The 20,663-nt window shown below is 66.4% G+C and carries 22 protein-coding genes and 2 pseudogenes; 11 read left to right on the top strand and 13 right to left on the bottom strand.

What is annotated here, in order from left to right; translation table 11 throughout:
- Positions 1-61: 61 nt before the first annotated feature.
- From AC56LK_RS08220 to AC56LK_RS08210, 3 genes are all read left to right on the top strand, one after another.
- Positions 62-958, top strand: a complete 897-nt coding sequence (locus tag AC56LK_RS08220; RefSeq protein ID WP_497184063.1) for a response regulator — start codon at positions 62-64, stop codon at positions 956-958.
- A 141-nt stretch (positions 959-1,099) separates the two neighbouring features.
- Positions 1,100-2,101 (top strand): gamma-glutamyl-gamma-aminobutyrate hydrolase family protein, encoded by a 1,002-nt coding sequence (locus tag AC56LK_RS08215; protein WP_497184062.1) that lies wholly within the window; start codon positions 1,100-1,102, stop codon positions 2,099-2,101.
- Between the two features lie 87 nt (positions 2,102-2,188).
- Positions 2,189-2,530 carry a hypothetical protein gene (locus tag AC56LK_RS08210; protein WP_497184061.1) on the top strand — a complete coding sequence of 114 codons (342 nt, stop codon included), beginning with the start codon at positions 2,189-2,191 and terminating at the stop codon, positions 2,528-2,530.
- Position 2,531: 1 nt separating this feature from the next.
- Here AC56LK_RS08210 and AC56LK_RS08205 read toward each other — a convergent pair whose 3' ends face one another.
- Positions 2,532-3,203 (bottom strand): ArsR/SmtB family transcription factor, encoded by a 672-nt coding sequence (locus AC56LK_RS08205; RefSeq protein WP_497184060.1) that lies wholly within the window; start codon positions 3,201-3,203, stop codon positions 2,532-2,534.
- Positions 3,204-3,275: 72 nt separating this feature from the next.
- Here AC56LK_RS08205 and AC56LK_RS08200 point away from each other — a divergent pair, with 72 nt between their 5' ends.
- Positions 3,276-3,608 carry an NIPSNAP family protein gene (locus AC56LK_RS08200; protein ID WP_497184059.1) on the top strand — a complete coding sequence of 111 codons (333 nt, stop codon included), beginning with the start codon at positions 3,276-3,278 and terminating at the stop codon, positions 3,606-3,608.
- Complete coding sequence (locus AC56LK_RS08195; protein WP_497184058.1) at positions 3,605-3,949, top strand: antibiotic biosynthesis monooxygenase family protein; 345 nt, start codon at positions 3,605-3,607, stop codon at positions 3,947-3,949. Before AC56LK_RS08200 ends, AC56LK_RS08195 begins: the two co-directional genes overlap by 4 nt.
- Before the next feature lie 9 nt (positions 3,950-3,958).
- On the opposite strand, the gene AC56LK_RS08190 is transcribed toward AC56LK_RS08195, so the two are convergent.
- The 5 genes from AC56LK_RS08190 to AC56LK_RS08170 all read right to left on the bottom strand — a co-directional run bounded on the left by AC56LK_RS08190 (position 3,959) and on the right by AC56LK_RS08170 (position 8,982).
- Positions 3,959-5,095: a YbdK family carboxylate-amine ligase gene (locus AC56LK_RS08190; protein WP_497184057.1), complete on the bottom strand. Its 1,137-nt coding sequence runs from the start codon at positions 5,093-5,095 to the stop codon at positions 3,959-3,961.
- On the bottom strand, positions 5,085-6,287 hold the full coding sequence (locus AC56LK_RS08185) for a cation:proton antiporter (RefSeq protein WP_497184056.1): 1,203 nt from the start codon (positions 6,285-6,287) through the stop codon (positions 5,085-5,087). The genes AC56LK_RS08190 and AC56LK_RS08185 overlap by 11 nt, the downstream gene beginning before the upstream one ends.
- A 79-nt stretch (positions 6,288-6,366) precedes the next feature.
- The gene (locus AC56LK_RS08180) at positions 6,367-7,536 is read right to left on the bottom strand and encodes a vWA domain-containing protein (protein WP_497184055.1); all 1,170 of its coding nucleotides are present in this window, start codon (positions 7,534-7,536) and stop codon (positions 6,367-6,369) included.
- Between the two features lie 4 nt (positions 7,537-7,540).
- Positions 7,541-8,131 (bottom strand): GNAT family N-acetyltransferase, encoded by a 591-nt coding sequence (locus AC56LK_RS08175; protein WP_497184054.1) that lies wholly within the window; start codon positions 8,129-8,131, stop codon positions 7,541-7,543.
- On the bottom strand, positions 8,128-8,982 hold the full coding sequence (locus AC56LK_RS08170; protein ID WP_497184053.1) for an AAA family ATPase: 855 nt from the start codon (positions 8,980-8,982) through the stop codon (positions 8,128-8,130). Before AC56LK_RS08170 ends, AC56LK_RS08175 begins: the two co-directional genes overlap by 4 nt.
- 177 nt (positions 8,983-9,159) lie before the next feature.
- Between AC56LK_RS08170 and AC56LK_RS08165 the strand changes: the two genes are divergently transcribed.
- The 4 genes from AC56LK_RS08165 (at position 9,160) to AC56LK_RS08150 (ending at position 12,922) form a co-directional block, all read left to right on the top strand.
- The gene (locus tag AC56LK_RS08165) at positions 9,160-9,507 is read left to right on the top strand and encodes a c-type cytochrome (RefSeq protein WP_497184052.1); all 348 of its coding nucleotides are present in this window, start codon (positions 9,160-9,162) and stop codon (positions 9,505-9,507) included.
- Between the two features lie 10 nt (positions 9,508-9,517).
- Positions 9,518-9,856 carry a c-type cytochrome gene (locus AC56LK_RS08160; protein ID WP_497184051.1) on the top strand — a complete coding sequence of 113 codons (339 nt, stop codon included), beginning with the start codon at positions 9,518-9,520 and terminating at the stop codon, positions 9,854-9,856.
- 382 nt (positions 9,857-10,238) lie between these two features.
- On the top strand, positions 10,239-11,360 hold the full coding sequence (locus tag AC56LK_RS08155) for an AraC family transcriptional regulator (protein ID WP_497184050.1): 1,122 nt from the start codon (positions 10,239-10,241) through the stop codon (positions 11,358-11,360).
- Between the two features lie 86 nt (positions 11,361-11,446).
- Positions 11,447-12,922: an amidohydrolase family protein gene (locus AC56LK_RS08150; protein ID WP_497184049.1), complete on the top strand. Its 1,476-nt coding sequence runs from the start codon at positions 11,447-11,449 to the stop codon at positions 12,920-12,922.
- On the opposite strand, the gene AC56LK_RS08145 is transcribed toward AC56LK_RS08150, so the two are convergent.
- The 7 genes and pseudogenes from AC56LK_RS08145 to AC56LK_RS08115 all read right to left on the bottom strand — a co-directional run bounded on the left by AC56LK_RS08145 (position 12,923) and on the right by AC56LK_RS08115 (position 18,073).
- Positions 12,923-14,455 carry an aspartyl protease family protein gene (locus tag AC56LK_RS08145; RefSeq protein WP_497184048.1) on the bottom strand — a complete coding sequence of 511 codons (1,533 nt, stop codon included), beginning with the start codon at positions 14,453-14,455 and terminating at the stop codon, positions 12,923-12,925.
- A 107-nt stretch (positions 14,456-14,562) separates the two neighbouring features.
- Positions 14,563-14,991: a DUF1841 family protein gene (locus AC56LK_RS08140; protein ID WP_497184047.1), complete on the bottom strand. Its 429-nt coding sequence runs from the start codon at positions 14,989-14,991 to the stop codon at positions 14,563-14,565.
- Between the two features lie 62 nt (positions 14,992-15,053).
- Positions 15,054-16,574 carry an aspartyl protease family protein gene (locus tag AC56LK_RS08135; RefSeq protein WP_497184276.1) on the bottom strand — a complete coding sequence of 507 codons (1,521 nt, stop codon included), beginning with the start codon at positions 16,572-16,574 and terminating at the stop codon, positions 15,054-15,056.
- Positions 16,575-16,892: 318 nt separating this feature from the next.
- Positions 16,893-17,105: pseudogene (locus tag AC56LK_RS08130) on the bottom strand (zinc ribbon domain-containing protein); the annotation flags it as partial.
- 44 nt (positions 17,106-17,149) lie between these two features.
- Positions 17,150-17,212, bottom strand: a pseudogene (locus tag AC56LK_RS08125) (hypothetical protein); the annotation flags it as partial.
- Positions 17,184-17,375, bottom strand: a complete 192-nt coding sequence (locus tag AC56LK_RS08120) for a MerR family DNA-binding transcriptional regulator (protein WP_497184275.1) — start codon at positions 17,373-17,375, stop codon at positions 17,184-17,186. The gene AC56LK_RS08120 and the pseudogene AC56LK_RS08125, both read right to left, overlap by 29 nt.
- 59 nt (positions 17,376-17,434) lie before the next feature.
- Positions 17,435-18,073 carry an RNA pyrophosphohydrolase gene (locus tag AC56LK_RS08115; protein ID WP_497184046.1) on the bottom strand — a complete coding sequence of 213 codons (639 nt, stop codon included), beginning with the start codon at positions 18,071-18,073 and terminating at the stop codon, positions 17,435-17,437.
- Positions 18,074-18,277: 204 nt separating this feature from the next.
- On the opposite strand from AC56LK_RS08115, the gene AC56LK_RS08110 reads away from it, so the two are divergent.
- Both AC56LK_RS08110 and AC56LK_RS08105 read left to right on the top strand, forming a co-directional pair.
- The gene (locus AC56LK_RS08110; RefSeq protein WP_497184045.1) at positions 18,278-19,996 is read left to right on the top strand and encodes a proline--tRNA ligase; all 1,719 of its coding nucleotides are present in this window, start codon (positions 18,278-18,280) and stop codon (positions 19,994-19,996) included.
- Complete coding sequence (locus AC56LK_RS08105; RefSeq protein WP_497184044.1) at positions 19,993-20,619, top strand: lytic transglycosylase domain-containing protein; 627 nt, start codon at positions 19,993-19,995, stop codon at positions 20,617-20,619. Before AC56LK_RS08110 ends, AC56LK_RS08105 begins: the two co-directional genes overlap by 4 nt.
- Positions 20,620-20,663: the final 44 nt, after the last annotated feature.

Raw genomic sequence — 20,663 nt, 5'->3', positions numbered from 1 at the left:
CACCTTTGTGCTAGATTAAAATGATGTGACCCGGAAGTGCTAAGGAAAGGCTGGAAAAGCGATGCACGCACCCAGATATCCGTTCTCTGTCCGCCTGGTCGGTTTTGCGCCGGCTGAATGCGCACAGCTCGAGCATTTGCTGGCACAGGCTCCGCTTCCGGGGCCGTCGTATTTTTGCCTGCACGACGACAGCCTGCAAGAACCCGACCTCTACCTCGCCGACGGCGGCAACCCGGCCGCACTGGCACGGCTGTCCTGCCTGCCGCCCGGCGCGCTGCAGCCCATCCTGCTCATCGGCGGCGACGGCGCCAGCAGCCGCCGCACCCTGCCGCGTCCGGTCGATCCGGCCAGCCTCTTCGATGCCCTGGCCGAGCTGCTCGACAGCCGGGTGCAGGCCCTGGCCGCCCTGGCCGCACGCGGCGAGCGCTGCCTGCCCGAGCGGCGCCGAAGGCCGAGGCTGGAGCCGGATACCGAGGCTCCGGCCTACTATGCCCGCCTGCGCCAGGGACCGCCCGACGGCGCCGTGCTCATCATCGACAAGGGCGGCGCCTTCCGCGACCACGTGGCGCGCGTCGTCGCCAATACCATCGCCAACACCCTCGGCACGACACTGAACACGACGCCCGGCAAGTCCGCCTGCACGCTGCCCGGCGCCGGCGGCCGGCCGGTCGAATGGACCGACAGCTGCCGCGCCGCGGTGCGCCTGTGCGACGAGACGCCGGTGTCGCTCGTCATGATCAATACCTGCGCGCCGGGCATCGAACCGTACAGCCTGAGCAGCGCCATCAAATCCCAGGAGGGGGCAGGGCGTACCGCCGTGCTCTTCCTGGTGGGACAATCCTTCAAGTACGACAGCCTGCGCGCCCGCGATGCGGGTGTGCGCGGCCTGCTCGACAAGCCGGTCGCCGACCGCCACCTGCTGGCCACTTTCCAGAAGCTGCTGGCACTGCCAAGCTAAAACCACTGTAATTACATACAGTATTAACCAAAAACCCGATCCCCGCAAGGCGGCGTTGTTGTATGGATGAGCAGTCGCGGATGATGGTTTTTTTAACAACTTCAAATCGTGCGCGGCCATACCAGGGCTATATTGGCAGATATGGCGGAAGACGAACAAAAACCACCCGAGGACAAGCCCGGCCCCCCCATCGACAAGCGTCCCGAGACGCCGGTACGGGTGCCCGACCGGCGCGCGACGCAAGGCCAGACCATGCGCGGCCACGCAAAGTATCAACGTGATGGCGACACGCCGCTGGCGCTGGCGGGGCGGGTCCTGACTTCGCGCTGGCGCGCGCTGCGCGAGCGCTTCAACCGCGACTTCATGCACCGCACCCTGCACATCGGGGTATCGGCCCGCATTTTTCATCCTGAGCCGGGCGCCAGGGGCCTGCTCAGCAAGAACCTGCAATACCTCGAAGAGTCCATCGCCCAATGGGTGATGTCGCGCGACGTGCTGGTGTTCATGATCCCGACCGTGAACACGAGTGGACTTTTCCACCCCAGTAACATCACGCTGCGCCATTACGCGCGCCACCTCGACGGGCTGGTGCTGCAGGGCGGGGCGGACGTGGCGCCGCAGACCTACTCCGAATTTCCGACCCGGCCCGAATGGAGCGGCGACCGGGCGCGCGACGTCTACGAACTCGAGCTGCTGCACGAATTCGTCGATGCCGGCAAGCCGGTGCTGGGCGTGTGCCGCGGCTGCCAGCTGATCAACGTCGCCTTCGGCGGAACGCTGCACCAGGACGTCGCCACCAACGTGCCGGAGGCGCTGGCCCACGTGCACGAACTCTATGACGCGCACCGGCACGCGATCCGCTTTCCGCCCGGCTCTTCGCTGGGCAAGATGTTCGCGGGCGTGGAAAGGCCGATCGTCAATTCGATCCACCACCAGGCGGTCAAGGAACTGGGGCGCGACATCCGTATCGAGGCCTATTCCGACCCCGACGGCATCGTCGAGGCGATCCGCTACGAGCGCGCCGACTTCGTCATGGGCCTGCAGTGGCACCCGGAATTCCACCGCGCCGGCGGCACCGAACTGCTCGACTGCACGCCGGTGCTGGACGAGTTCCTGCGCGCCGCGCGCGAAACGCGGCTCTAAAAACGCTTGCTTTCATTTCGAGGTCGTACAATAATGAATGAGAATCATTCTCATTCATTTGACCGCGTATTCGTGAGAAGGGCGTGCATGACCACTCCATTTGCAGATCCGGCGCTGCCATCGCAGCCGCCGCGCAGCCAGGACGCATTGCTGGTGGCGTCGCTGCTGCACCTGATGTCGCATTACACCGCGCGCGGCGACGCCGAGCAGCCCTGCGTGAAACTGGCGTCGGTCATCGAGCGGCACCTGTGTGCGCTGGCGCGCCTGCCGGACATCGATCCGGTGCTGCGCGCCACCTGCGAGCAATTGGCCGAGCGCTGGGCCGGCCTGGTGGACGAGAAGCTGCCGCCCGCCCAGCCGGCCAGGCCAGCCCTGCTGGCACGCTTCATGAAGGCGTCCTGGGGCGGCAAGCCGGTCGCCGCCGGCTGACTCAATCCAGCCAGGCCCGCAGCGCCGCCTCCCCGGCGGGACTGAAGGCCAGCACCCGCGAGTCCGGCACCCGCCCGGCCCATCCCAGCGCCTCGAAGCGGCCCAGCAGCCTGGCGCCCAGCGTGCCGGCCAGGTGATGGCGCCGCTCGCTCCAGTCGAGGCAGGTGCGGCAGAAGGGCCGGCGCCCCTCCGCGGGCGCGTCCGGGTCCAGGCCCAGCGCCGCGACCGCCTGCATGCCCTGCGGCGTGAGCACGATCCCGTCCGGGCCCAGCGTGAAGGCGCCGCGCTGGGCCAGGCGTTCATATACCAGCACCCCGAGTTCCCCGGCCAGGTGGTCATAGCAGACGCGCGCCTTGCGCAGGGCCGGCTCGCGCGGCCCCGGCCGCGGCCCGCGGGTGCCGGCATCGGCGGCCGCCCCCATCAGGGTTTCCAGCATCTGCGCAACCTCCGGATCGGCGATGCGGAAGTAGCGGTGGCGGCCCTGCTTTTCCACCGCCAGCAAGCCGGCGTCGACCAGCTGCGCCAGGTGGGTGCTGATGGTCTGCCGGGTGACGCCGGCGGCGTCGGCCAGTTCGGTGGCCGTGAGCGCGCGGCCGGCCATGAGCACGGTCAGCGCCCTTGCCCTGGCATGGTCGCCGATCAGTGCGGCGATGTTCGTGATATTCGGTCCCATGCTTCGATCTTAGCCGAAGCATCGCCGGGCGCAAACGGCCAGAATGGGCGCTTCCACCACGAGAGGACTCACATGACCATCACCTGCTTCATCCGCTACCGGATCGACCCCTTCCAGCGCGAGCACTTCCGCCACTATGCCGAGAACTGGGGCCGCATCATTCCGCGCCTCGGCGGGCAGCTGCTCGGCTACTTCCTGCCGCATGAGGGAACGAACGACGAAGCCTGGGGCCTGGTCGCCTTCGACAGCCTGGCCGCCTACGAGGCCTACCGCGGCCGTTTGAAGACCGACCCGGAAGCCCGCGCCAACTTCGCGCTGGCGCAGGAACAGCGCTTCATCCTGCGCGAATGGCGCAGCTTCACCGAAGTCGTCGAGGGGACGCTGGGGCGCGAGGCGCAGGCATGATCGCCGTGATCTTCGAGGTGGAGCCGGCGCCGGGGCAGCGCCAGGCCTACCTCGAGCTCGCGGCCGGCCTGCGCGCGCAACTGGAGAGCATCGACGGCTTTGTCTCGATCGAGCGTTTCGAATCCCTGTCGCGGCCCGGACGCATCCTGTCCCTGTCGTTCTGGCGCGACGAAGCGGCGGTGGCGCGCTGGCGCGGCCTGGAGGCGCACCGGGCGGCGCAGGCCCAGGGGCGCGCCGGGGTGTTCAGCGACTATCGCCTGCGGGTGGCCGAGGTCGTGCGCGATTATGGCCTGCAGGCGCGCGACGGGGCGCCGCCGGACTCGCGCGCCGTACATGATTGAAGGGGAGGGCTAGCGGATGCGCATGCGGCGGTCGCCGCGGAAGCGCTGGATCGCGGCATTGACCATACCTTCCACGCTGCCCTCGCGCTCGAATACCCGCCGCAACTGGCTGGCGTCGCTGCCTTCGCGCGCCGCCAGGGCCAGGTGCTGCAGCGCGTCGACGCTGCCAAGCGCCTCGGCGTGCGGCATCATCTTTTCCAGCGTCGCCAGGATGTCGTCGCGCAGCGGGATCGATTCGTAGGTCTTCGGATGGGTGATCGCGCCTTCCAGCCCGAAGCGGCAGGCCTGGAAGCGGTTGTAGTTGTAGACCAGGTAGTCGTCCTCGGCGGGCGCTTCTTCCGGGCGGGTGAGCAGGTAGCGGCACAGGGCCTGCAGGTAGCCGGCGATCGCCGCCGCGCGCTCGACCGTCAGCGGCGTGTCGCACACGCGCAGCTCGATGGTGCCGAATTCCGGCTTGGGCCGCAGGTCCCAGTAGAAGTCCTTCATGCTCTTGATGATGTTGGTGCGCTCCATCTTGGCGAAGTAGACATCGCTGAACTCCTGCCAGGTGTGCACGAAGGGCGCGCGCCCGCTCATCGGGAAGGCGAACACGGAATTCAGGCGCGCCGAATCGAAGCCGCTGTCGTGGCCCTGCACGAAGGGCGAGGAGGCCGACAGCGCGATGAAGTGCGGCAGGTAGCGGTTCAGCGCATGCAGCAGGTAGAGCGCGTCGTCGCCGTCGGCGCAACCGATGTGCACGTGCTGCCCGAACACCGTGAACTGCTTGGCCAGGTAGCCGTACAGCTGCGACAGGTACTCGTAGCGCGGCTTGCTCGAGATCTTCTGTTCCGACCAGTGCTGGAAGGGATGGGTGCCGCCGCCGGCGATGCCGACGTTGAGCAGGTCGCCGGCCGCCACCAGGGTGTCGCGGATCTCGAGCAGCTGGGCCAGCAGGGGCCCGTAGGACGTGTGCACGCTCGAGTTAATCTCGATCATGCTCTCGGTGATCTCGGGCGTCACGTTGCCCGGGAAGGGCTTGCGCTTCAACAGGTGCAGCAGGTCGGGGGCGGCGGCGGTCAGGTCGAAGTCCGACAGGCTGACCAGCTGCAGTTCCAGCTCCACCCCGAAGGTGAGCGGCCGGGAGGCGGTGAAGGCTTCAAGCGGCATGGGTCTGCTCCGGCAGGTCGGGAGAGGATTCGCGCGCCCACACCAGCGCACGCTGGATGATGACGGGACCGAACACTTCCAGCAGCATGGTCACCGCCGCCATCGCGCGGAGTTCCTCGACCACGTGCACGCCCGCGTGGCGCGCGTGCTCGATCAGCAGGATCACGAATACCGACAGCGGCGCCAGTCCCAGCCCGGTGAGCGCGCCCTTGCGCCAGGAGACCCCGGACAGGTGGGCGAGGGCGGTCACGCCGACGGTCTTGGCCAGCTGGCGCACCAGCACCACGCTGACCGCCAGCGCGCTGCCGGCGGCGATCTGGCGCCAGTCGAGCGTCGAGGCGGCATAGATGAACAGCAGCACGGTCAACACTTCGCCCAGCGCCCCGAAGTTGCGCTGCGCCTGGCTGAAGGCGAGGCGGCGGTGGCGCGCCGTCAGGCCGAAGGCCAGCGTGGCGATGTAGGGCGAGAGCGTGCCGGCGTCGCACACCGCCACCAGCAGCACGATGGCGAGCGCGAAGGCGACGGTGGCGTCCTGGCGCGGGTTGTGGATGGCGCGCAGCAGGGCCGGGACCACGACGCCGAACACCGCCCCCACCAGGGCGGAGCCGGCCAGCATCACGAGGCTCTGCCACAGGGCTTCGCCCACCGCGTCGAAGGTGCGGAAGATCCAGAAGCCGATGATGGCGTTGAAGGCGAACACCGCGAGCACGCAGTTCTGCGCCGTCAGGTGCAGCACGCGCTCGGTGACCTGGCCCGAGCTGCGCTGCTCGTTGATGACGCGGACGATGGTGGCGGGCGAGGTGCCCATCGACAGCGCGGCCATCATCAGCGCGATCAGCTGCGAGCTGCCGAAGGCGATCGCGACCAGGTAGACCAGCACGAAAGTGAGCCCGGATTCAAGCAGTCCGGCCGCGCCGATCCAGGGATTGTGGCGCAGCCAGCGCAGGTTGATGCGGTAGCCCAGCTCGAACAGGATCAGGCCGAAGGCGATGTCGGCCAGCAGCGCCACCGGGCCGGCGTCGGGCGGCGGCAGCACGCCGATCTGCGAGCTGCCCAGCGCGAAGCCGACCAGGCCATAGAAGCTGATGCGCGGCAGGCCGGTCCAGCGCTGCCCGAATTCGCCGGCCAGCCAGGCGATCGCGAGCGCGATCGGCCATGCGAGGCTGGTCAGGGCAGGCAGCAGGTCGGGCATCGGTTCCCCTCATCGGCATGTGGTATTTTTGCCAATTCTACAAGAGGGGGCGATGCGCACGATTGATGTGCGAAGCGTCCTACTTGCTGAGTAGGCGCATCGCCCGTTCCAGCCCCTCGAGCGTAATCGGGAACATCCGGTCGTTCATGATCTGCTTGATGACAGCGATCGACTGCCGGTACTGCCACAGGTGTTCCGGCTCCGGATTGAGCCAGGCGAACTTGGGGAAGGCATTCGTGAAGCGCGCCAGCCAGGCCGCGCCGGCTTCTTCGTTGTTGTACTCGACCGAGCCGCCCGGCGCCAGCACCTCGTAGGGACTCATGGTGGCGTCGCCCACGAACAGCACGCGGGTATCTAGCGGGTAGGTGCGCAGCACGTCCCAGGTCGGGAAGCGCTCGCTGTGGCGGCGCCGGTTGTTCTTCCACAGGTAGTCGTAGACGCAGTTGTGGAAGTAATAGAACTCCATGTTCTTGAATTCGCTCTTGGCCGCCGAGAACAGTTCCTCGACCCGCTCGATGTGGTCGTCCATCGAACCGCCGACGTCCAGCAGCATCACCACCTTGATGCGGTTCTTGCGCTCGGGCTGCATGCGGATGTCGAGGAAGCCGGCATTGCTGGCGGTGGCGCGGATGGTGTCGTCCAGCGCCAGTTCTTCGGCCGCGCCCTGACGCGCGAAGCGGCGCAGGCGGCGCAGCGCCACCTTGATGTTGCGGGTGCCCAGTTCGCGCTCGTCGTCGTAGTCGCGGTAGCTGCGCTGTTCCCACACCTTCACCGCCGTGCGGTTGCGGCTCTGGCCGCCGATGCGGATGCCTTCCGGGTTGGTGCCGCCGTTCCCGAAGGGCGACGTGCCGCCGGTGCCGATCCACTTGTTGCCGCCTTCGTGGCGGCCCTTCTGCTCCTTCAGCAGTTCTTCCAGGCGCTGCTGCAGCTTGTCGTAGCCGAGCTTTTCCAGCGCCGCCCGCTGTTCCGGCGTGAGCTCGCGCTCGAAGCGCTTGAGCAGCCAGTCGAGCGGGATGTCGGCCTTCTCGTCGAACACCGCGTTCACGCCGTGGAAAAAGGCGCCGAAGGCACGGTCGAACTTGTCGAAATGGGCTTCGTCCTTCACCAGGGTCAGGCGCGCCAGGTAATAGAACTCGTCGAGCGAGGGCGCGGTGATGCCGCGCTGCATGGCCTCCAGCAGGGTCAGGAATTCCTTGATCGTGACCGGGACTTTCGCATCGCGCAGCGTATAGAAGAAATCGATCAGCATAGGTTCACCCCCGCGCGTGCCGCTCCAGCCGCCCGTGCAGGGCGCTCTTGATGGCGGGCCACTCGGACCGCAGGATGCTGTACATGACGGTGTCGCGCACCGTGCCGTCGCGGCGCAGGACGTGGTGGCGGATCACCCCATCCTTCTTCGCACCCAGGCGTTCGATCGCGGCCTGCGAGGCGAAGTTCTCGCAGTCGGTGCGCAGGCCGACCACGCCGGCCCCGAGGGTGTCGAAGGCGTGCGACAGCAGGAGCAGCTTGCAGCTGGTGTTGACGTGGCTGCGCTGGACGCGTTTCGCATACCAGGTGTAGCCGATCTCCACGCGGTCTGCCGCCGGCACGATGTCGTGGTAGCTGGTCGTGCCGAGCAGCACGTCCGTATAGGCGTCGATCACGGCGAATGCCATCCGGTCGCGGGTATCGAGGGCGGTGCCGATGTAGCGGGCGACGTCGTGCGGCTCGGGCACGCTGGTCACGCGCAGCTTCCACAATTCGCCGTCGCTGGCCGCCGCGCGCAGGCCGTCCTCATGGTGGGGCGCGAGCGGTTCCAGGCGCAGGCCGTTGAACTCGAGCGTCACCGGCGCTAGCTTGATCATCGGTTGGCCCTCGACATGGCGATCAGGCGCTCGAACAGGTGCACATCCTGTTCGTTCTTCAGCAGGGCGCCGTGCAGCGGCGGCACGATGGCCTTGCTGTCCTGGCTGCGCAGGGCTTCGGCCGGGATGTCCTCGGCCAGCAGCAGCTTGAGCCAGTCGAGGAATTCCGAGGTCGAGGGCTTCTTCTTGATGCCTGCGACCTCGCGCAGCTCATAGAAGCTCTGCAGCGCGGCGGCCAGCAGGTCCTGCTTCAGGGTCGGGAAGTGGACCTTGACGATGTCGGCCATCGTCTCGCGGTCCGGGAATTTGATGTAATGGAAGAAGCAGCGGCGCAGGAAGGCGTCCGGCAGTTCCTTCTCATTGTTCGAAGTGATGATCACCAACGGCCGGTGCCTGGCCACCACCATCTCGCGGGTCTCGTAGACGTAGAACTCCATGCGGTCCAGTTCGCGCAGCAGGTCGTTCGGGAACTCGATGTCGGCCTTGTCGATCTCGTCGATTAGCAGCACGACCGGCTCCGGCGCGGTGAAGGCCTGCCACAGCACGCCCTTGACGATGTAGTTGTGGATGTCGCGCACCCGTTCGTCGCCCAGCTGCGAGTCGCGCAGGCGCGACACCGCGTCGTACTCGTACAGGCCCTGCTGGGCCTTGGTGGTCGACTTCACGTGCCACTGCAGCAGCGGCATGTCGAGCGCGGCGGCGACTTCCTCGGCCAGCATGGTCTTGCCGGTGCCCGGCTCGCCCTTGATCAGCAGGGGGCGGCCCAGGGTCAGGGCGGCGTTGACGGCCAGTTTCAGGTCGGCGGTGGCGACGTAGTTGTCGCTGCCTTCGAAGCGTTGGGAAGCGTGCATGGGCGTTCTGGATTCGAGTGAAATGAAGGGGAGTATATTCCAGAACCGCAGGCCGGACAGGTGGCGTGCGTTTGTAGACTGGGGACAACTCTTCAGATAGAATCGACAGGTTGGTAGTCCATTTGCTAACTTTTTGTGCGTTTGCGGTATTCGAATTACAACTAACGAGCCACACCCATGAAAACATCTTTAGCACTACTGGTATTGGCAGCGTTTGCCGCCAGTGTCACCCCGGCCGCCGCGGCGGAAGTTGTCGGCAATCCGAAAGCAGCACCGGCCAAGATCGAAATGTGCATCGGCTGCCACGGCATCCCGGGCTACAAGTCGGGCTTCCCCGAGGTCTACCGCGTTCCCATGATCGGCGGCCAGTCGGCCAAGTATATCGAGGGCGCACTCAAGGCCTATCGCAAGGGCGAGCGCAAGAACCCGTCGATGATGGGCATCGCCGCCTCGCTGAGCGACCAGGACATCGCCGACGTCGCCGCCTATTATTCGCAGCAGACTCCCGCCACCGCCAAACGCTGAGGACCAGCCGATGAAAAAACTGATCTATACGCTGGTTGCCGGCGCTTTCTGCCTGAATGCTTCGGCCGCCGACGTCGCGAAAGGCGAGGCCCTGGCCAAGAAGTACAACTGCGCATCCTGCCACGGCGCCGACTACAACAAGCCGATCGACCCGAGCTATCCGAAGCTGGCCGGCCAGCATGCCGACTACCTGACCCACGCCCTGCGCGCCTACAAGCGCGGCGCCAGCACCAACGGCCGCACCAACCCGATCATGGCGGGCCAGGTACAGCCGCTGTCGAACCAGGACATGGCGGACATCGGCGCCTACCTCGCCAGCCTGCCGTCGAATTTCGTCGTCAGCAAATAAGCCCTCACCAAGCCTTCATACAGCTTTACCGGCGTCCAGCTGGTAAACTGTCGATCCCCCCGAACCGGGCAGCCGGCGGGGGGTTTGTTTTTGTATCGACCGATTCCATGTCCCCTCCCACATCAGATCCAAGCTGCTCAGCGGCCTGATCGTCGCCCTCGCGCTCGTCCCCGAAGCGCGCGTGGCCGACCACTTCCGCGCGCCGGGTTAAGCGCCTGCACCTGCGCCACCTGAGTCCGGACTGCCGCGAACTGCTGGAGAAGGCGAAGGACATGATCTAAGTGAACTTGCCGGAAGACCCGCGCTACCACGTCGCCGACGACAAGCTGGGCTGATTCGGGCAGAATGGCCGGATCACCAATTCGCAGAGCTTGACGCGCGCGTGCTGACGACCATCCTGTCCGGACTCTTCCTGCTGGCCATCGGCCAGGGCCTGTTCCTGGCCGCCGTCCTCCTGTTGCTGGGCGCGCGCCGGCCGGAAGTGCGGGGCGCAAACGGGCTGCTCGCCGCCCTGATGCTGGTGTGCGTGGCCGTCGTCGGCCATGCCTGGCTGGGCATGGCCGGGCTGTATCGAAGCTGGCCGCACAGCGCCCTGATCGTCCTGCCGCTGGGCTTCGCGACCGGGCCGCTGCTCTACCTCTACTTCACGCGACTCCTGCTCGAGCAGCCGCTGGGCCGGCGCCGGCTGCCGCACTTCCTTCCCTTCGCCCTGGTCACGCTGGCGCTGCTGCCTTTCTACCTGCAGCCGGCCGCCGCCAAGCTGGCCTGGATGCAGGGCCTGGATGGTCCGCCGTGGTACCTGGGGGCGGCAGCTATCGCCAAACTCCTGCTCTTCCTCGCCTATGTGCGCGCCTGTTACCGGCTGGTCGGCGCGGCCGCCCATCCGCTGGCGCCCGGCCTGCGCCGCCTGTTGGGAATCTGGCTGTTTGGCGGCTTGCTGAGCATGCTGGTCCTCATTCTGGAGTTCGCGCCCTTCGAGCTGCCGGTTTCCGCGGACGTGACCGGGGCGCTGGTGCTGCTGTACTTTTTGTACGCGACCGCCTACCTGGCGATTCGCCAGCCGCTGGGATACGGCTTGCCCGAAGCGGCGCCGCCGCCGAAACAGCGCTACGGCGACAAACTGCTGCCCGAGAACCAGCGCAGCGAATTCCTGGCGCGCCTGGAGGCTTGCATGACGGGCGAGCAGCCCTGGCGCGACGGCGAACTGAAACTGGAAGGCTTGGCCGAGCGCCTGGCAATGACCGCGCACGAACTGTCCCAGCTGATCAACGGCGTTTGCGGCGCCAACTTCCAGGATTACCTGAACCGCTACCGGGTCGAGGCGCTCAAGGAAGCGCTGCGCGACCCGGCCCAGCGCGAGCGCACCATCCTCGACCTGGCCATGGCGGCGGGCTTCAACAGCAAGAGCGCCCTGAACCGGGTATTCAAGGCGCATGCCGGGATGACCCCGGGCGAATACCGGCGCGGTGAACCGGCCCAGGAACGGGTGTTATCAAGCGCCTGAAGGTCCCGAATCATGATTCGCCACGCCTTAACCTCCCTGTCCGGCCACACTCGAGACTCGTTTCAACGTGACGATGGAGTGTTCGCATGAAGTACAAGTATTTGTTCGCCGTGCTGCTGGCCGGCCTGCTGCAGGTCCCACAAGCCGCCGCCGAGGCGGTCTGGATCACCAATGTCAAACTGGTCTCGCCCGAAAAACTCGACCGCGTCGAGCCGGGCAGCGTGCTGGTGGAAGATGGCCGCATCGCCGCCGTCCACCGCGGCAAGGGTGGGCGCATGCCGCCCGGCGCCCGGCGCGTCGACGGCAAGGCTTATTACCTCACGCCCGGCCTGATCGATTCCCACGTCCACCTGCATGCGGTGCCGGGCATGAGCCTGGACCAGGCGAAGCAGGAGCGCGCCCTGGCCGAGGCCTATGCACGGCAGCTGCCGCGCTCCTTCCTGTATTACGGCTACACCACCGTGGTCGACCTGGCGGTGGCCGACATGAAGGTGATCGAGCGCTTCCGGAGCGCGCCCCTGGCCCCGGACCTGGTCCATTGCGGCCAGCCGCTGCCGATGGCGAACGGCTATCCGATGTCCTTCCTGCCGGCCGCGACGCGCTTCGCGGCCTTCCCGAATTCGGTTGTCGATCCGGCCCAGCCCACGAGCGTCCCGGCCGGCTACCGTCCCGAGGAGCACACCCCGGCGGCCGGCGTGGCGCGGGCCAGGGCGGATGGGGGCGTCTGCGTGAAGACCCACTTCGAACGCGGTTTCGGCCGGGAGAGGAATCTGCCGGTGTGGACCCCGGCGCTGTTCGCCGAGGTGCGCGCCGCCGCCGGCGCCGCGGGCATGACCCTGGTCACCCATGCCAACTCCTTCGAAGGCCAGCGCTTCGCGGTGGAGAACCGGGCCGACGTGCTGGCGCACGGCATGTGGCACTGGGGCAGCCTGAATGGCCAGAAGGAGCTGCCGGCCGAGATCCGGGCGCTGCTCGACCGGATCGTCGCCGACAAGACCGGCTACCAGCCGACCATGCGGGTACTGGTCGGCCTGAACGCCTATTTCGACCCGGCCTACCTGCGCCACCCCGGCGTGCGCAAGGTGGTGCCGCAGGCGCTGGCGGACTGGTTCGCGACGCCGGCCGGCAGCTGGTTCGGGGAAGAGCTGGCGGAAGGGCATAGCCACGCGAAGATGCTGCAGTCGAGTGAAGCGCCGTTGCGCCGGCTGCGCCAGGTGGTCGGCTACCTGGCCGCGCGCGACGCCAACATCCTGTTCGCCACCGACACGCCGTCCTCGCCGACCTACGGCAACCTGCCGGGGCTGAACGGCTACCTGGAGATGGGGCACCTGGTGGAGGCAGGCATGTCGCCGGCCCAGGTGTTCCGCGCCGCGACCCTCAACAACGCGCGCGCCTTCGGCATCCTGGAGCGGGCCGGCACCATCGAAGTGGGGAAGGACGCGAACCTGCTCCTCTTGAGGCGCTCGCCCCTGGAAAGCGTGCAGGCCTGGGACAGCATCGTCACGCTGTGGGTGGGCGGCAAGCAGGTCGAGCGCGCGCGGCTGGCGGCCGACGCGCGCTGATCAGTCGCCCAGTCTGGTATAGGTCAGTTCCGGGGTGTCGCAGCTGTCCTTGATCTGGGCATCGACGGTTTTCACCCCCTCCGCCTGCGCATGCGCCCGGTACCAGTCGCCCATCGCCGCCAGCGCCTGGCAGCGCCGCTGCTTGCCCTTGCTGCGGCTGTCTCCCGCCTCCGCCAGCAGCTTCTCGGCGGAGAGCGTGCCGAGATAGAACTCGCCGATCGGCTTCGGCCATTCGTCGCGCTCGGTGCGTGCAAAGATGGCCGCCAGCTCCGACTTCGCCAGATCCGGCTGGCCGGCGCGCACGCGGGCGAGATAGAGCCAGAGGGCGCCCTGGCGTTCGGCCGGCAGCCTGTCGAGCGCGCTGCTCAGGCGGCTTGCGGCGCCGGCGTAGTCGCGCTTGACGAGCAGCGCCCGTCCGGAGTACAGGTTGGCATACGGACTGCCGCCCCTGGCGGCCTTGTCCAGCCATGCGGCCGAGGTTTCCTTGTCCTGTGCGACCAGCTCGCCGCTGCGGTAGATGCTGGCCAGCGCGAACTGGGCGTCGGCGTTGCCGCCTTCCGCCTCGGCCACCATCCAGGGCTCGAGCTTGCGGCGCTGGCCGAAGGGTTCGCCGCCCACATACGAGAAATACAGCTTGTTCTGGCTCAGGGCGAACAGCACGCGGTGGGCGCGCAGGAAGTCGGCGCCCAGGATCACGTCGGCCATGTTCAGGCCGGAGTTTTCCACCCCCATTTCGGCGTTCTTGACGGTTTCCTCGCCAATCTGGAACTCGGTCGTCACCTGCCAGAGCGAGGCCGTATAGTTGCCGACGCCGGCGATCTCGCCGTTGCGCCTGGCATTCGGGCCGTCGAGCGAAATGCCGGCGCGCCTGGCCGCATCGGCGGTGATCACGCTGATCGAGGCCCCGGTGTCGATCATCGCCTCCAGTTCCTTGCCGTTGACGCGTACAAAGAACTTGGGATTACTGTGTTGCTGGTCATGGCGGCGCAGCGGGATTTCCTGCACGTCCTGGCCCCAATAGCCGAGCCAGGTGCCGCCGCATTTCTCGGGCACGAAGAAGGTCAGCTGCTTAGACGCCAGCGAGATTTCCACGTCGGTCTGGAACAGGAAGGGCGCACCCAGGATCCCGTCGTAGGAGGGCGTGTCGCCGAAGCTGCCCACCACCGGCATGTTGCTGCGGCCGGCGCGCACCGGGCCGACGATGAATTCGTTGACGATCGAGGCATAGATCGGGGAGCTGCCGCCGAAGCCGCTGGCGTGGCGGCCGGTGGCATACAGCCGGATGCCGCGCCGCTCGGTGCCGGTACGCGTCAGCGTGGTCGCGTAAGCGCCGGTGTCGACCAGCAGCTCGGCCGGCTTGCCGTTGATCGTGCCCTCGGTCGTGATCGCCAGCGAAGGACCGCTATACCGCAGCGGCAGCTTGCCGATCGGGGTGTAGGTGCACTTGGCGGGCTCGGCGTGGGCGAGAGGAGCGAGAATGCAGGCGGCGCCCAGGGCCAGGCGCAGGAGGGGGCGAGAGAAGGTCGGGTTCATCTATGCATCTAAAAGGAGAATTTCTTTTAATGCAATTCTCCGTGCATAAATACATACAAAAAGTGCGGCATCTGGCGCATTGTTGTATCGCTTGCTTCAGCGCTCTCTCAGCGGCCGGCGCGCTGGCGCACGCAGTCGATATAGGCCTCGGTATCCGGCGGCACCCCGTTGCGCTGCGAAGCCCAGATCATCTCGCCCAGGCATTCCATGATCTCGTGGTGGGCGTCGTGCTCGCCGCGTCTGGCGACCAGGGCATCGTGGGCGGCCTTGATGCCGCGCGGCTGGTCGATCGACACCTGCTCGGCGATCGACAGGTGCATCGACAGGTGCAGGAAGGGGTTCGGCTTGCCGCCCTCGACCGAGTAGTCGCGCGCGATCGCCGCTTCCACGTCCTCGAGCTCGGCGTGGTATTCGGGATGCTGGACGATCCAGTCGGCCGCGATGGCGTCCATCGGGGTCAGGATCTCGCCCTTGCGCTGCTTGCGCAGGGCTTCGCAGAAAAAGCGGCGTACGTCGTGCGAGGACGGAGTAAACATGGCTGGAGGGAAGGGTAAAAGGCAGGAAGCCCGCATTCTAGCGCTTCCCGCCGCAGCCTGCTTCAGGTGGTCTTCTCCGGCGCCGGCGTCGCTCCGCATTCGGGGCGGTGGAACATGATCGACTTGGCCTTCTCCATGTCGCCCATGGCCGCCGCCCGTTCCCCCATCATGGTCTTGGCGAGGCAGACCTGGCCCTTGGCGCGGACCTTGTCGTCACGCGCTTCTTCCAGCAATTCCTGCTCGTCCAGCTTGCCGAGGAAATGACGCGCAATCGGATTCGGCCACTGGTCCCGGTCGTCGCGCGCGAAGACCTTTTCCAGGTCGGCCCGGGCCGCATCGGCTTCGCCCAGGTGCAGGCGCGCCAGGTAGAGCCAGAGGGCGGCGCTGCGGTCGCCCGGCAGCTTCTCAAGGCCCAGGCGCAGGTGGCGCGCTGCTTCCGCATACTGGCGCCGCGACATGTGGCCACGGCCAATGAAGAAATTGGCGAATGGGTTGTTGCCTGCGGCGGCGCGGTCGAGCCAGGCTTTGGCCTGCACCGTGTCGCGCGCCACGCCCTGGCCGCTCTGGTACAGCCGCCACAGCATCATCTGGGCGTCCGTATTCCCGCCGTCCGCCTCCTGTTGAATCCAGGGCTCGATGCCGCGCCGCTGCCCGAGGGGCTCGCCGCCGATATAGCTGATATAGAGCTTTTCCTGGCTCATCGCAAACAGGACCCGGTGCGAGCGCAAAAAGTCCACCCCCAGCAGGACGTCGATGTCGCGCAGGTCGGTATCGATGACGCCGACCCGCGCGTTGCGGATGGTCTCGGCGCCCAGTTGCAGGGTGTCGAACACGGTCACCCAGCGTGCCACCAGGGCGTCGCCGATGCCGGCGCCATAACCTGCGCGTTCGACCCCAGGCGCGTCGAGCTTGAGACCGGCGCGCTTGGCGGCATCGAGCGTGACCAGGGTTGTGGTGGCACCACTGTCGATGATGGCGTTCAGCTTCTTTCCATTCAGCAGGACCGTGAAATGGGGATTCGGACTGCGGCTGTCGCTGTGCCCGAAGGGGATGACCGTCGCCTGCGGATCCCAGTAGGCAAGGAAATCATTGCGGCAGTCGAGCGGCCGGAAGAAGCGGAGCTGCTTTTCCGCCAGCGAGAATTCGAGGTCGGCCTGCAGCAGGAAGGGGGCGCCGATGATGCCATCCTGCGCCGGGGCGATGCCGAAATCGTGGATCACCCTGAGCGTGCCTGGCTTGGAGGAAACCGGACCGACACGGAATTCCTTGAAGCGCGTGTTGTAGACGCGGCTGTAGCCGCCGACACCCCTGACGCTGGTGCCGGTATTCCACAGTGTCATGTTGCGCGGCTCGGTCCCGGTACGCGTCAGTGCGGTGTCGCTGGCGCCCGTGTCGACCAGCAGGGTGGCCGGCGTGCCGTTGAGCGAGCCTTCCATCGTCAGTTCAAGCCCTGGCCCGGTATAACGCAAGGGAACGCTGGCGACGTTGACGTACTTGCAGCCCTTGGGAAGCGCCTCGTCCGCATGGGCCGGAAGCGTGGCAACGAGGGCGATGAAGGCGAGCAGGCTGGCGGATAATTTCATCCGGACATTGTCATGACTATATGTGCTTTTGACAATTCGACCCGCATAAACGGGGCCTGGCGGGCAAGCGCCACCGACAGGGGCGCAGAAAAAGGGGGAGCAGGCTGCTGCTATCGAAAACGTGGACAAAAGTGTGCATCGTTCTCTTCCTGCCCCGAGCCGTCCTCCTGACCGTGCTCGTACCTGACAGGCGTGACTTTCCCGCCTCCCGCCGGCACCAGGCCGGCGGCAGATTGAGCGCGGCGTTGACGTCGCGGTCGTGGTCGCGCCGCACCCGCCGCAGGTCCAGCTGCGCTGGCCGAGGGTGAGAGTGCCGTTTTTCGTGCCACACCGGGAGCACAGCTTGCTGGACGGATACCAGCGGTCCGCCAGCACCAGCTCCGTGCGGTAGCGCTGCGCCTTGTACTGCAATTGCCGCCGGATTTCGTAGAAACCGACGTCGGCGGTCGCGCGCGACAGGCGCACGTTGGCCACAGAGTCGGGTGGTGAGCTTGGTTCGGCGTCAAGCCCAGCGCGGCCTGGCGCCGCCATTCGGCCAGGGGCCAATTCCAGACGCGGCGGGCGGTGCCGGCCGCGCGCGCGAAATAGTCGCGCTGGGCTGCGCTCGCGTCAATCCTGATCCGGTGCGCCAGCAACATAATGGCTTTCCAGGGTCGGTCGCAGCTGGCGCTCGGTGTAACGGCGCCGGTTGCTGGCGGTGCGCGCTGCCGGGACGAGCCGCTCCTCCCGGTCCCAGCGCTGCAGCGTCACAGTGGCCCCCACCAGCCTCGCGGCCTGTCCGATCCCTATCGTGATTTCCATGATCACGTTTGGACACCTCAGCTCACATTTGGTTCGACTAGAGTCAGGCTCCCCCTTGCTTACTCGTCCGGCACCAGCACCAGCGAGTCCGGCGTCGCCGGCTTGGTGGCCGCTGCCGCCAGTGCCGGCTGCGGCGACGTCCCCTTGCCGGTGCCCTGCGCGCGGCCATGCGGCTGGCGCAGGTAGCGTGCGCTGTGGCGGCGCTCGCCGTTCGGGCCCTTGGCCGGCCAGGTGAGGAAGCGCGACAGTTCCTGCAAGGCGCGCTGGTAGACATCGCGCTTGAATTCGATGACCACGTCCAGCGGCACCCAGTAGTCGTGCCAGCGCCAGGCATCGAACTCGGGATGGTCGGTCAGGCGCAGGTTGACGTCGTTATCGCGCGCCATCATGCGCAGCAGGAACCAGATCTGCTTCTGGCCACGGTAGTGGCCGCGGATCTCGCGCTTGATGAAGTGATCTGGCACCTCATAGCGCAGCCAGTCGCGGGTACGGCCCACGATCTTGACGTGCTCCTGGCGCAGGCCGATTTCTTCCTCGAGCTCGCGGTACATCGCCTGCTCCGGCGTCTCGCCGTATTTGATACCCCCTTGCGGAAACTGCCATGAGTGCTCGCGCACCCGCTTGCCCCACCACACCTCGTTATTGGCGTTCAGCAGGATGATGCCGACGTTGGGGCGGAACCCTTCACGATCGAGCATAAGTGCACCTCGAAACTTTCTGCCGGCCGTACGATCCTTATATTTTTACCCACAAAGTGCCTTGCCCACCGCGCCGGCTGGTTGCCGACGAAGCGAGTGATGCTTGTTCCGGACCCATTTGTAGAAAGATTGGACGCATCAGCCAGCTAATCCTTTAAAATTAGGTCGATTATAACTCTCTCTTTTTAAAAAGAATTCACGGATATGCGCGCCTCACGATTTTTTATTTCAACTCTTAAAGAAGCGCCTTCCGACGCGGAAATCGTCAGCCACCAACTGATGATGCGCGCCGGGATGATCAAGCGCCTCGGTTCGGGCATCTACACCTACATGCCGACCGGCCTGCGGATCATCCGCAAGGTGGAAAACATCATCCGCGAAGAAATGAACAAGGCGGGCGCGATCGAACTGCTGATGCCGCTCGTGCAGCCGGCCGAACTGTGGCAAGAGACGGGCCGCTGGGACAAGATGGGTCCCGAGCTGATGCGCGTCAAAGACCGCCACGGCCGCGAATTTGCCATTCAGCCAACGTCGGAAGAAGTCGTGACCGACGTCGTGCGCAGCGAGCTGAAGTCCTACCGCCAGCTGCCGATCAACTTCTATCACATCCAGACCAAGTTCCGCGACGAGCGCCGTCCGCGCTTCGGCCTGATGCGCGGCCGCGAGTTCACGATGAAGGATGCCTATTCCTTCGACCGCGACGTCGAGGGCATGCAGAAGTCCTACGAGAATATGTTCGAGGCCTACACTCGCATTTTCAATCGTTTTGGCCTGAAGTTCCGCGCGGTGGCGGCCGACAACGGCGCCATCGGCGGCACCGGCTCGCATGAATTCCACGTCATCGCCAGCACCGGCGAAGACGCGCTGGTGTACTGCCCGGATTCCGACTACGCCGCCAACATCGAAGCGGCCGAAGCACTGGCCGGCGGCGAGCGCGGCGCGGCTACCCAGGCCCTGACCAAGACCTCGACCCCGGGCAAGACCAAGTGCGAAGCCGTGGCCGAACTGCTGAACATCCCGCTGCAGAAGCACGTCAAGAGCATCGCCCTGACCGTCGAGAACGAAGGCAAGAAGAGCTACTTCCTGCTGCTGCTGCGCGCCGACCATGAACTCAACGAGATCAAGGTGAGCAAGGTCGCGGGCCTGAAGGACTTCCGCTTCTCGACCGAAGCCGAGATCCAGGAAGCCTACGGCACCGTGCCGGGCTACCTCGGTCCGATCAACACCAGGCTGCCGGTCACCGTGGTGGCCGACCGCACGGTCGCCAACATGGCCGACTTCGTCTGTGGCGCCAACGAACTCGATTACCACTACCTAGGTGCCAACTGGGGCCGCGACGCGGCCGAGCCGATCGTCGCCGACCTGCGCAACGTGGTCGAGGGCGACGCCTCGCCGGACGGCAAGGGCGTGCTGGCGATCGAGCGCGGCATCGAAGTGGGCCACGTGTTCCAGCTCGGTACCGCCTATTCGGAAGCGATGGGCGCCACCTTCCTGGACGAAGCCGGCAAGCCGGCCCCGCTGCAGATGGGCTGCTACGGCATCGGCGTGACCCGCATCCTGGGCGCGGCCATCGAGCAGAACTTCGACGACAAGGGCATCGTCTGGCCGGATTCGATCGCTCCCTTCGAGCTGGTGCTGTGCCCGATGGGCCTGGACCGCAGCGAGTTGGTCAAGGAGCAGACCGAGAAGCTGTACGCCGAGCTGCTGGCGCTAGGGGTCGACGTGATCGTCGACGACCGCGGCCTGCGTCCGGGCGCGATGTTCGCCGACTGGGAACTGATCGGCGTGCCGCACCGCGTCGTGATCGGCGAGCGCGGCCTCAAGGGAGGCAACCTGGAATACCAGGGCCGCCGCGACGACGCCGCCACCAGCGTGCCGGTCGACGGCATGGTCGCCTTCATCAAGGGCAAGCTGGGCAAGTGAGTCCGGTAATCCTGGTTCCCTGGGCTGCGTCCGCGCTGCTCGCCGCCGGGCTGCTGTTCGGCGGCGCGGCGCATGCCGGTAACCAGAAGGAAGAAGCGCTGGCCGACTCGGTGCGGCTGGCGCTGGCCAACGCCATCCACGACAGCCGGCCGCCCAAGCCGGTGCTGCGCGACGCCGCCGCGCGGGCGCGCTACCAGGCCTGGTTCGACGAGATGTCGAAGCGCCTCATTAAGCGCATCCCCGACCAGTTGTCGCGCACCGAATTCCTCGAGACGGTCTGGTACGAATCGACCCGCGCCGGCCTCGACCCGGGCATGGTGCTGGGCCTGATCCAGGTGGAGTCGGCCTACCGCAAGTACGCGATCTCGATCGCCGGCGCGCGCGGCTACATGCAGGTGATGCCGTTCTGGACCAAGGTGATCGGCGACAGCGACCGCCGCATGCTGTTCAACATGCAGACCAACCTGCGCTACGGCTGCTCGATCCTGCGCATGTACATCGACATGGAGAAGGGCAACCTGTACCTGGCCCTGGGCCGCTACAACGGCAGCCGCGGCAAGCCGCAGTATCCCAACGCGGTGCTGGCGGCGTGGAAGAAGTGGGAATTCAAACCCGCCGCCTGACACTAACAATCCCGCAACAAATCCGCCCGCCATATGCACATGGC

Source organism: Telluria sp. ZB4P36 (assembly GCF_059685865.1).
This window is presented reverse-complemented; position numbering and strand designations above follow the sequence as displayed.

Excerpts from the sequence above, each read along its gene's own strand:
- AC56LK_RS08220 (WP_497184063.1), top strand. The coding sequence starts at position 62 with ATGCACGCACCCAGATATCCGTTCTCTGTCCGCCTGGTCGGTTTTGCG.
- AC56LK_RS08215 (WP_497184062.1), top strand. The coding sequence starts at position 1,100 with ATGGCGGAAGACGAACAAAAACCACCCGAGGACAAGCCCGGCCCCCCC.
- AC56LK_RS08210 (WP_497184061.1), top strand. The coding sequence starts at position 2,189 with ATGACCACTCCATTTGCAGATCCGGCGCTGCCATCGCAGCCGCCGCGC.
- AC56LK_RS08205 (WP_497184060.1), bottom strand. The coding sequence starts at position 3,203 with ATGGGACCGAATATCACGAACATCGCCGCACTGATCGGCGACCATGCC.
- AC56LK_RS08200 (WP_497184059.1), top strand. The coding sequence starts at position 3,276 with ATGACCATCACCTGCTTCATCCGCTACCGGATCGACCCCTTCCAGCGC.
- AC56LK_RS08195 (WP_497184058.1), top strand. The coding sequence starts at position 3,605 with ATGATCGCCGTGATCTTCGAGGTGGAGCCGGCGCCGGGGCAGCGCCAG.
- AC56LK_RS08190 (WP_497184057.1), bottom strand. The coding sequence starts at position 5,095 with ATGCCGCTTGAAGCCTTCACCGCCTCCCGGCCGCTCACCTTCGGGGTG.
- AC56LK_RS08185 (WP_497184056.1), bottom strand. The coding sequence starts at position 6,287 with ATGCCCGACCTGCTGCCTGCCCTGACCAGCCTCGCATGGCCGATCGCG.
- AC56LK_RS08180 (WP_497184055.1), bottom strand. The coding sequence starts at position 7,536 with ATGCTGATCGATTTCTTCTATACGCTGCGCGATGCGAAAGTCCCGGTC.
- AC56LK_RS08175 (WP_497184054.1), bottom strand. The coding sequence starts at position 8,131 with ATGATCAAGCTAGCGCCGGTGACGCTCGAGTTCAACGGCCTGCGCCTG.
- AC56LK_RS08170 (WP_497184053.1), bottom strand. The coding sequence starts at position 8,982 with ATGCACGCTTCCCAACGCTTCGAAGGCAGCGACAACTACGTCGCCACC.
- AC56LK_RS08165 (WP_497184052.1), top strand. The coding sequence starts at position 9,160 with ATGAAAACATCTTTAGCACTACTGGTATTGGCAGCGTTTGCCGCCAGT.
- AC56LK_RS08160 (WP_497184051.1), top strand. The coding sequence starts at position 9,518 with ATGAAAAAACTGATCTATACGCTGGTTGCCGGCGCTTTCTGCCTGAAT.
- AC56LK_RS08150 (WP_497184049.1), top strand. The coding sequence starts at position 11,447 with ATGAAGTACAAGTATTTGTTCGCCGTGCTGCTGGCCGGCCTGCTGCAG.
- AC56LK_RS08145 (WP_497184048.1), bottom strand. The coding sequence starts at position 14,455 with ATGAACCCGACCTTCTCTCGCCCCCTCCTGCGCCTGGCCCTGGGCGCC.
- AC56LK_RS08140 (WP_497184047.1), bottom strand. The coding sequence starts at position 14,991 with ATGTTTACTCCGTCCTCGCACGACGTACGCCGCTTTTTCTGCGAAGCC.
- AC56LK_RS08135 (WP_497184276.1), bottom strand. The coding sequence starts at position 16,574 with ATGAAATTATCCGCCAGCCTGCTCGCCTTCATCGCCCTCGTTGCCACG.
- AC56LK_RS08120 (WP_497184275.1), bottom strand. The coding sequence starts at position 17,375 with ATGGAAATCACGATAGGGATCGGACAGGCCGCGAGGCTGGTGGGGGCC.
- AC56LK_RS08115 (WP_497184046.1), bottom strand. The coding sequence starts at position 18,073 with ATGCTCGATCGTGAAGGGTTCCGCCCCAACGTCGGCATCATCCTGCTG.
- AC56LK_RS08110 (WP_497184045.1), top strand. The coding sequence starts at position 18,278 with ATGCGCGCCTCACGATTTTTTATTTCAACTCTTAAAGAAGCGCCTTCC.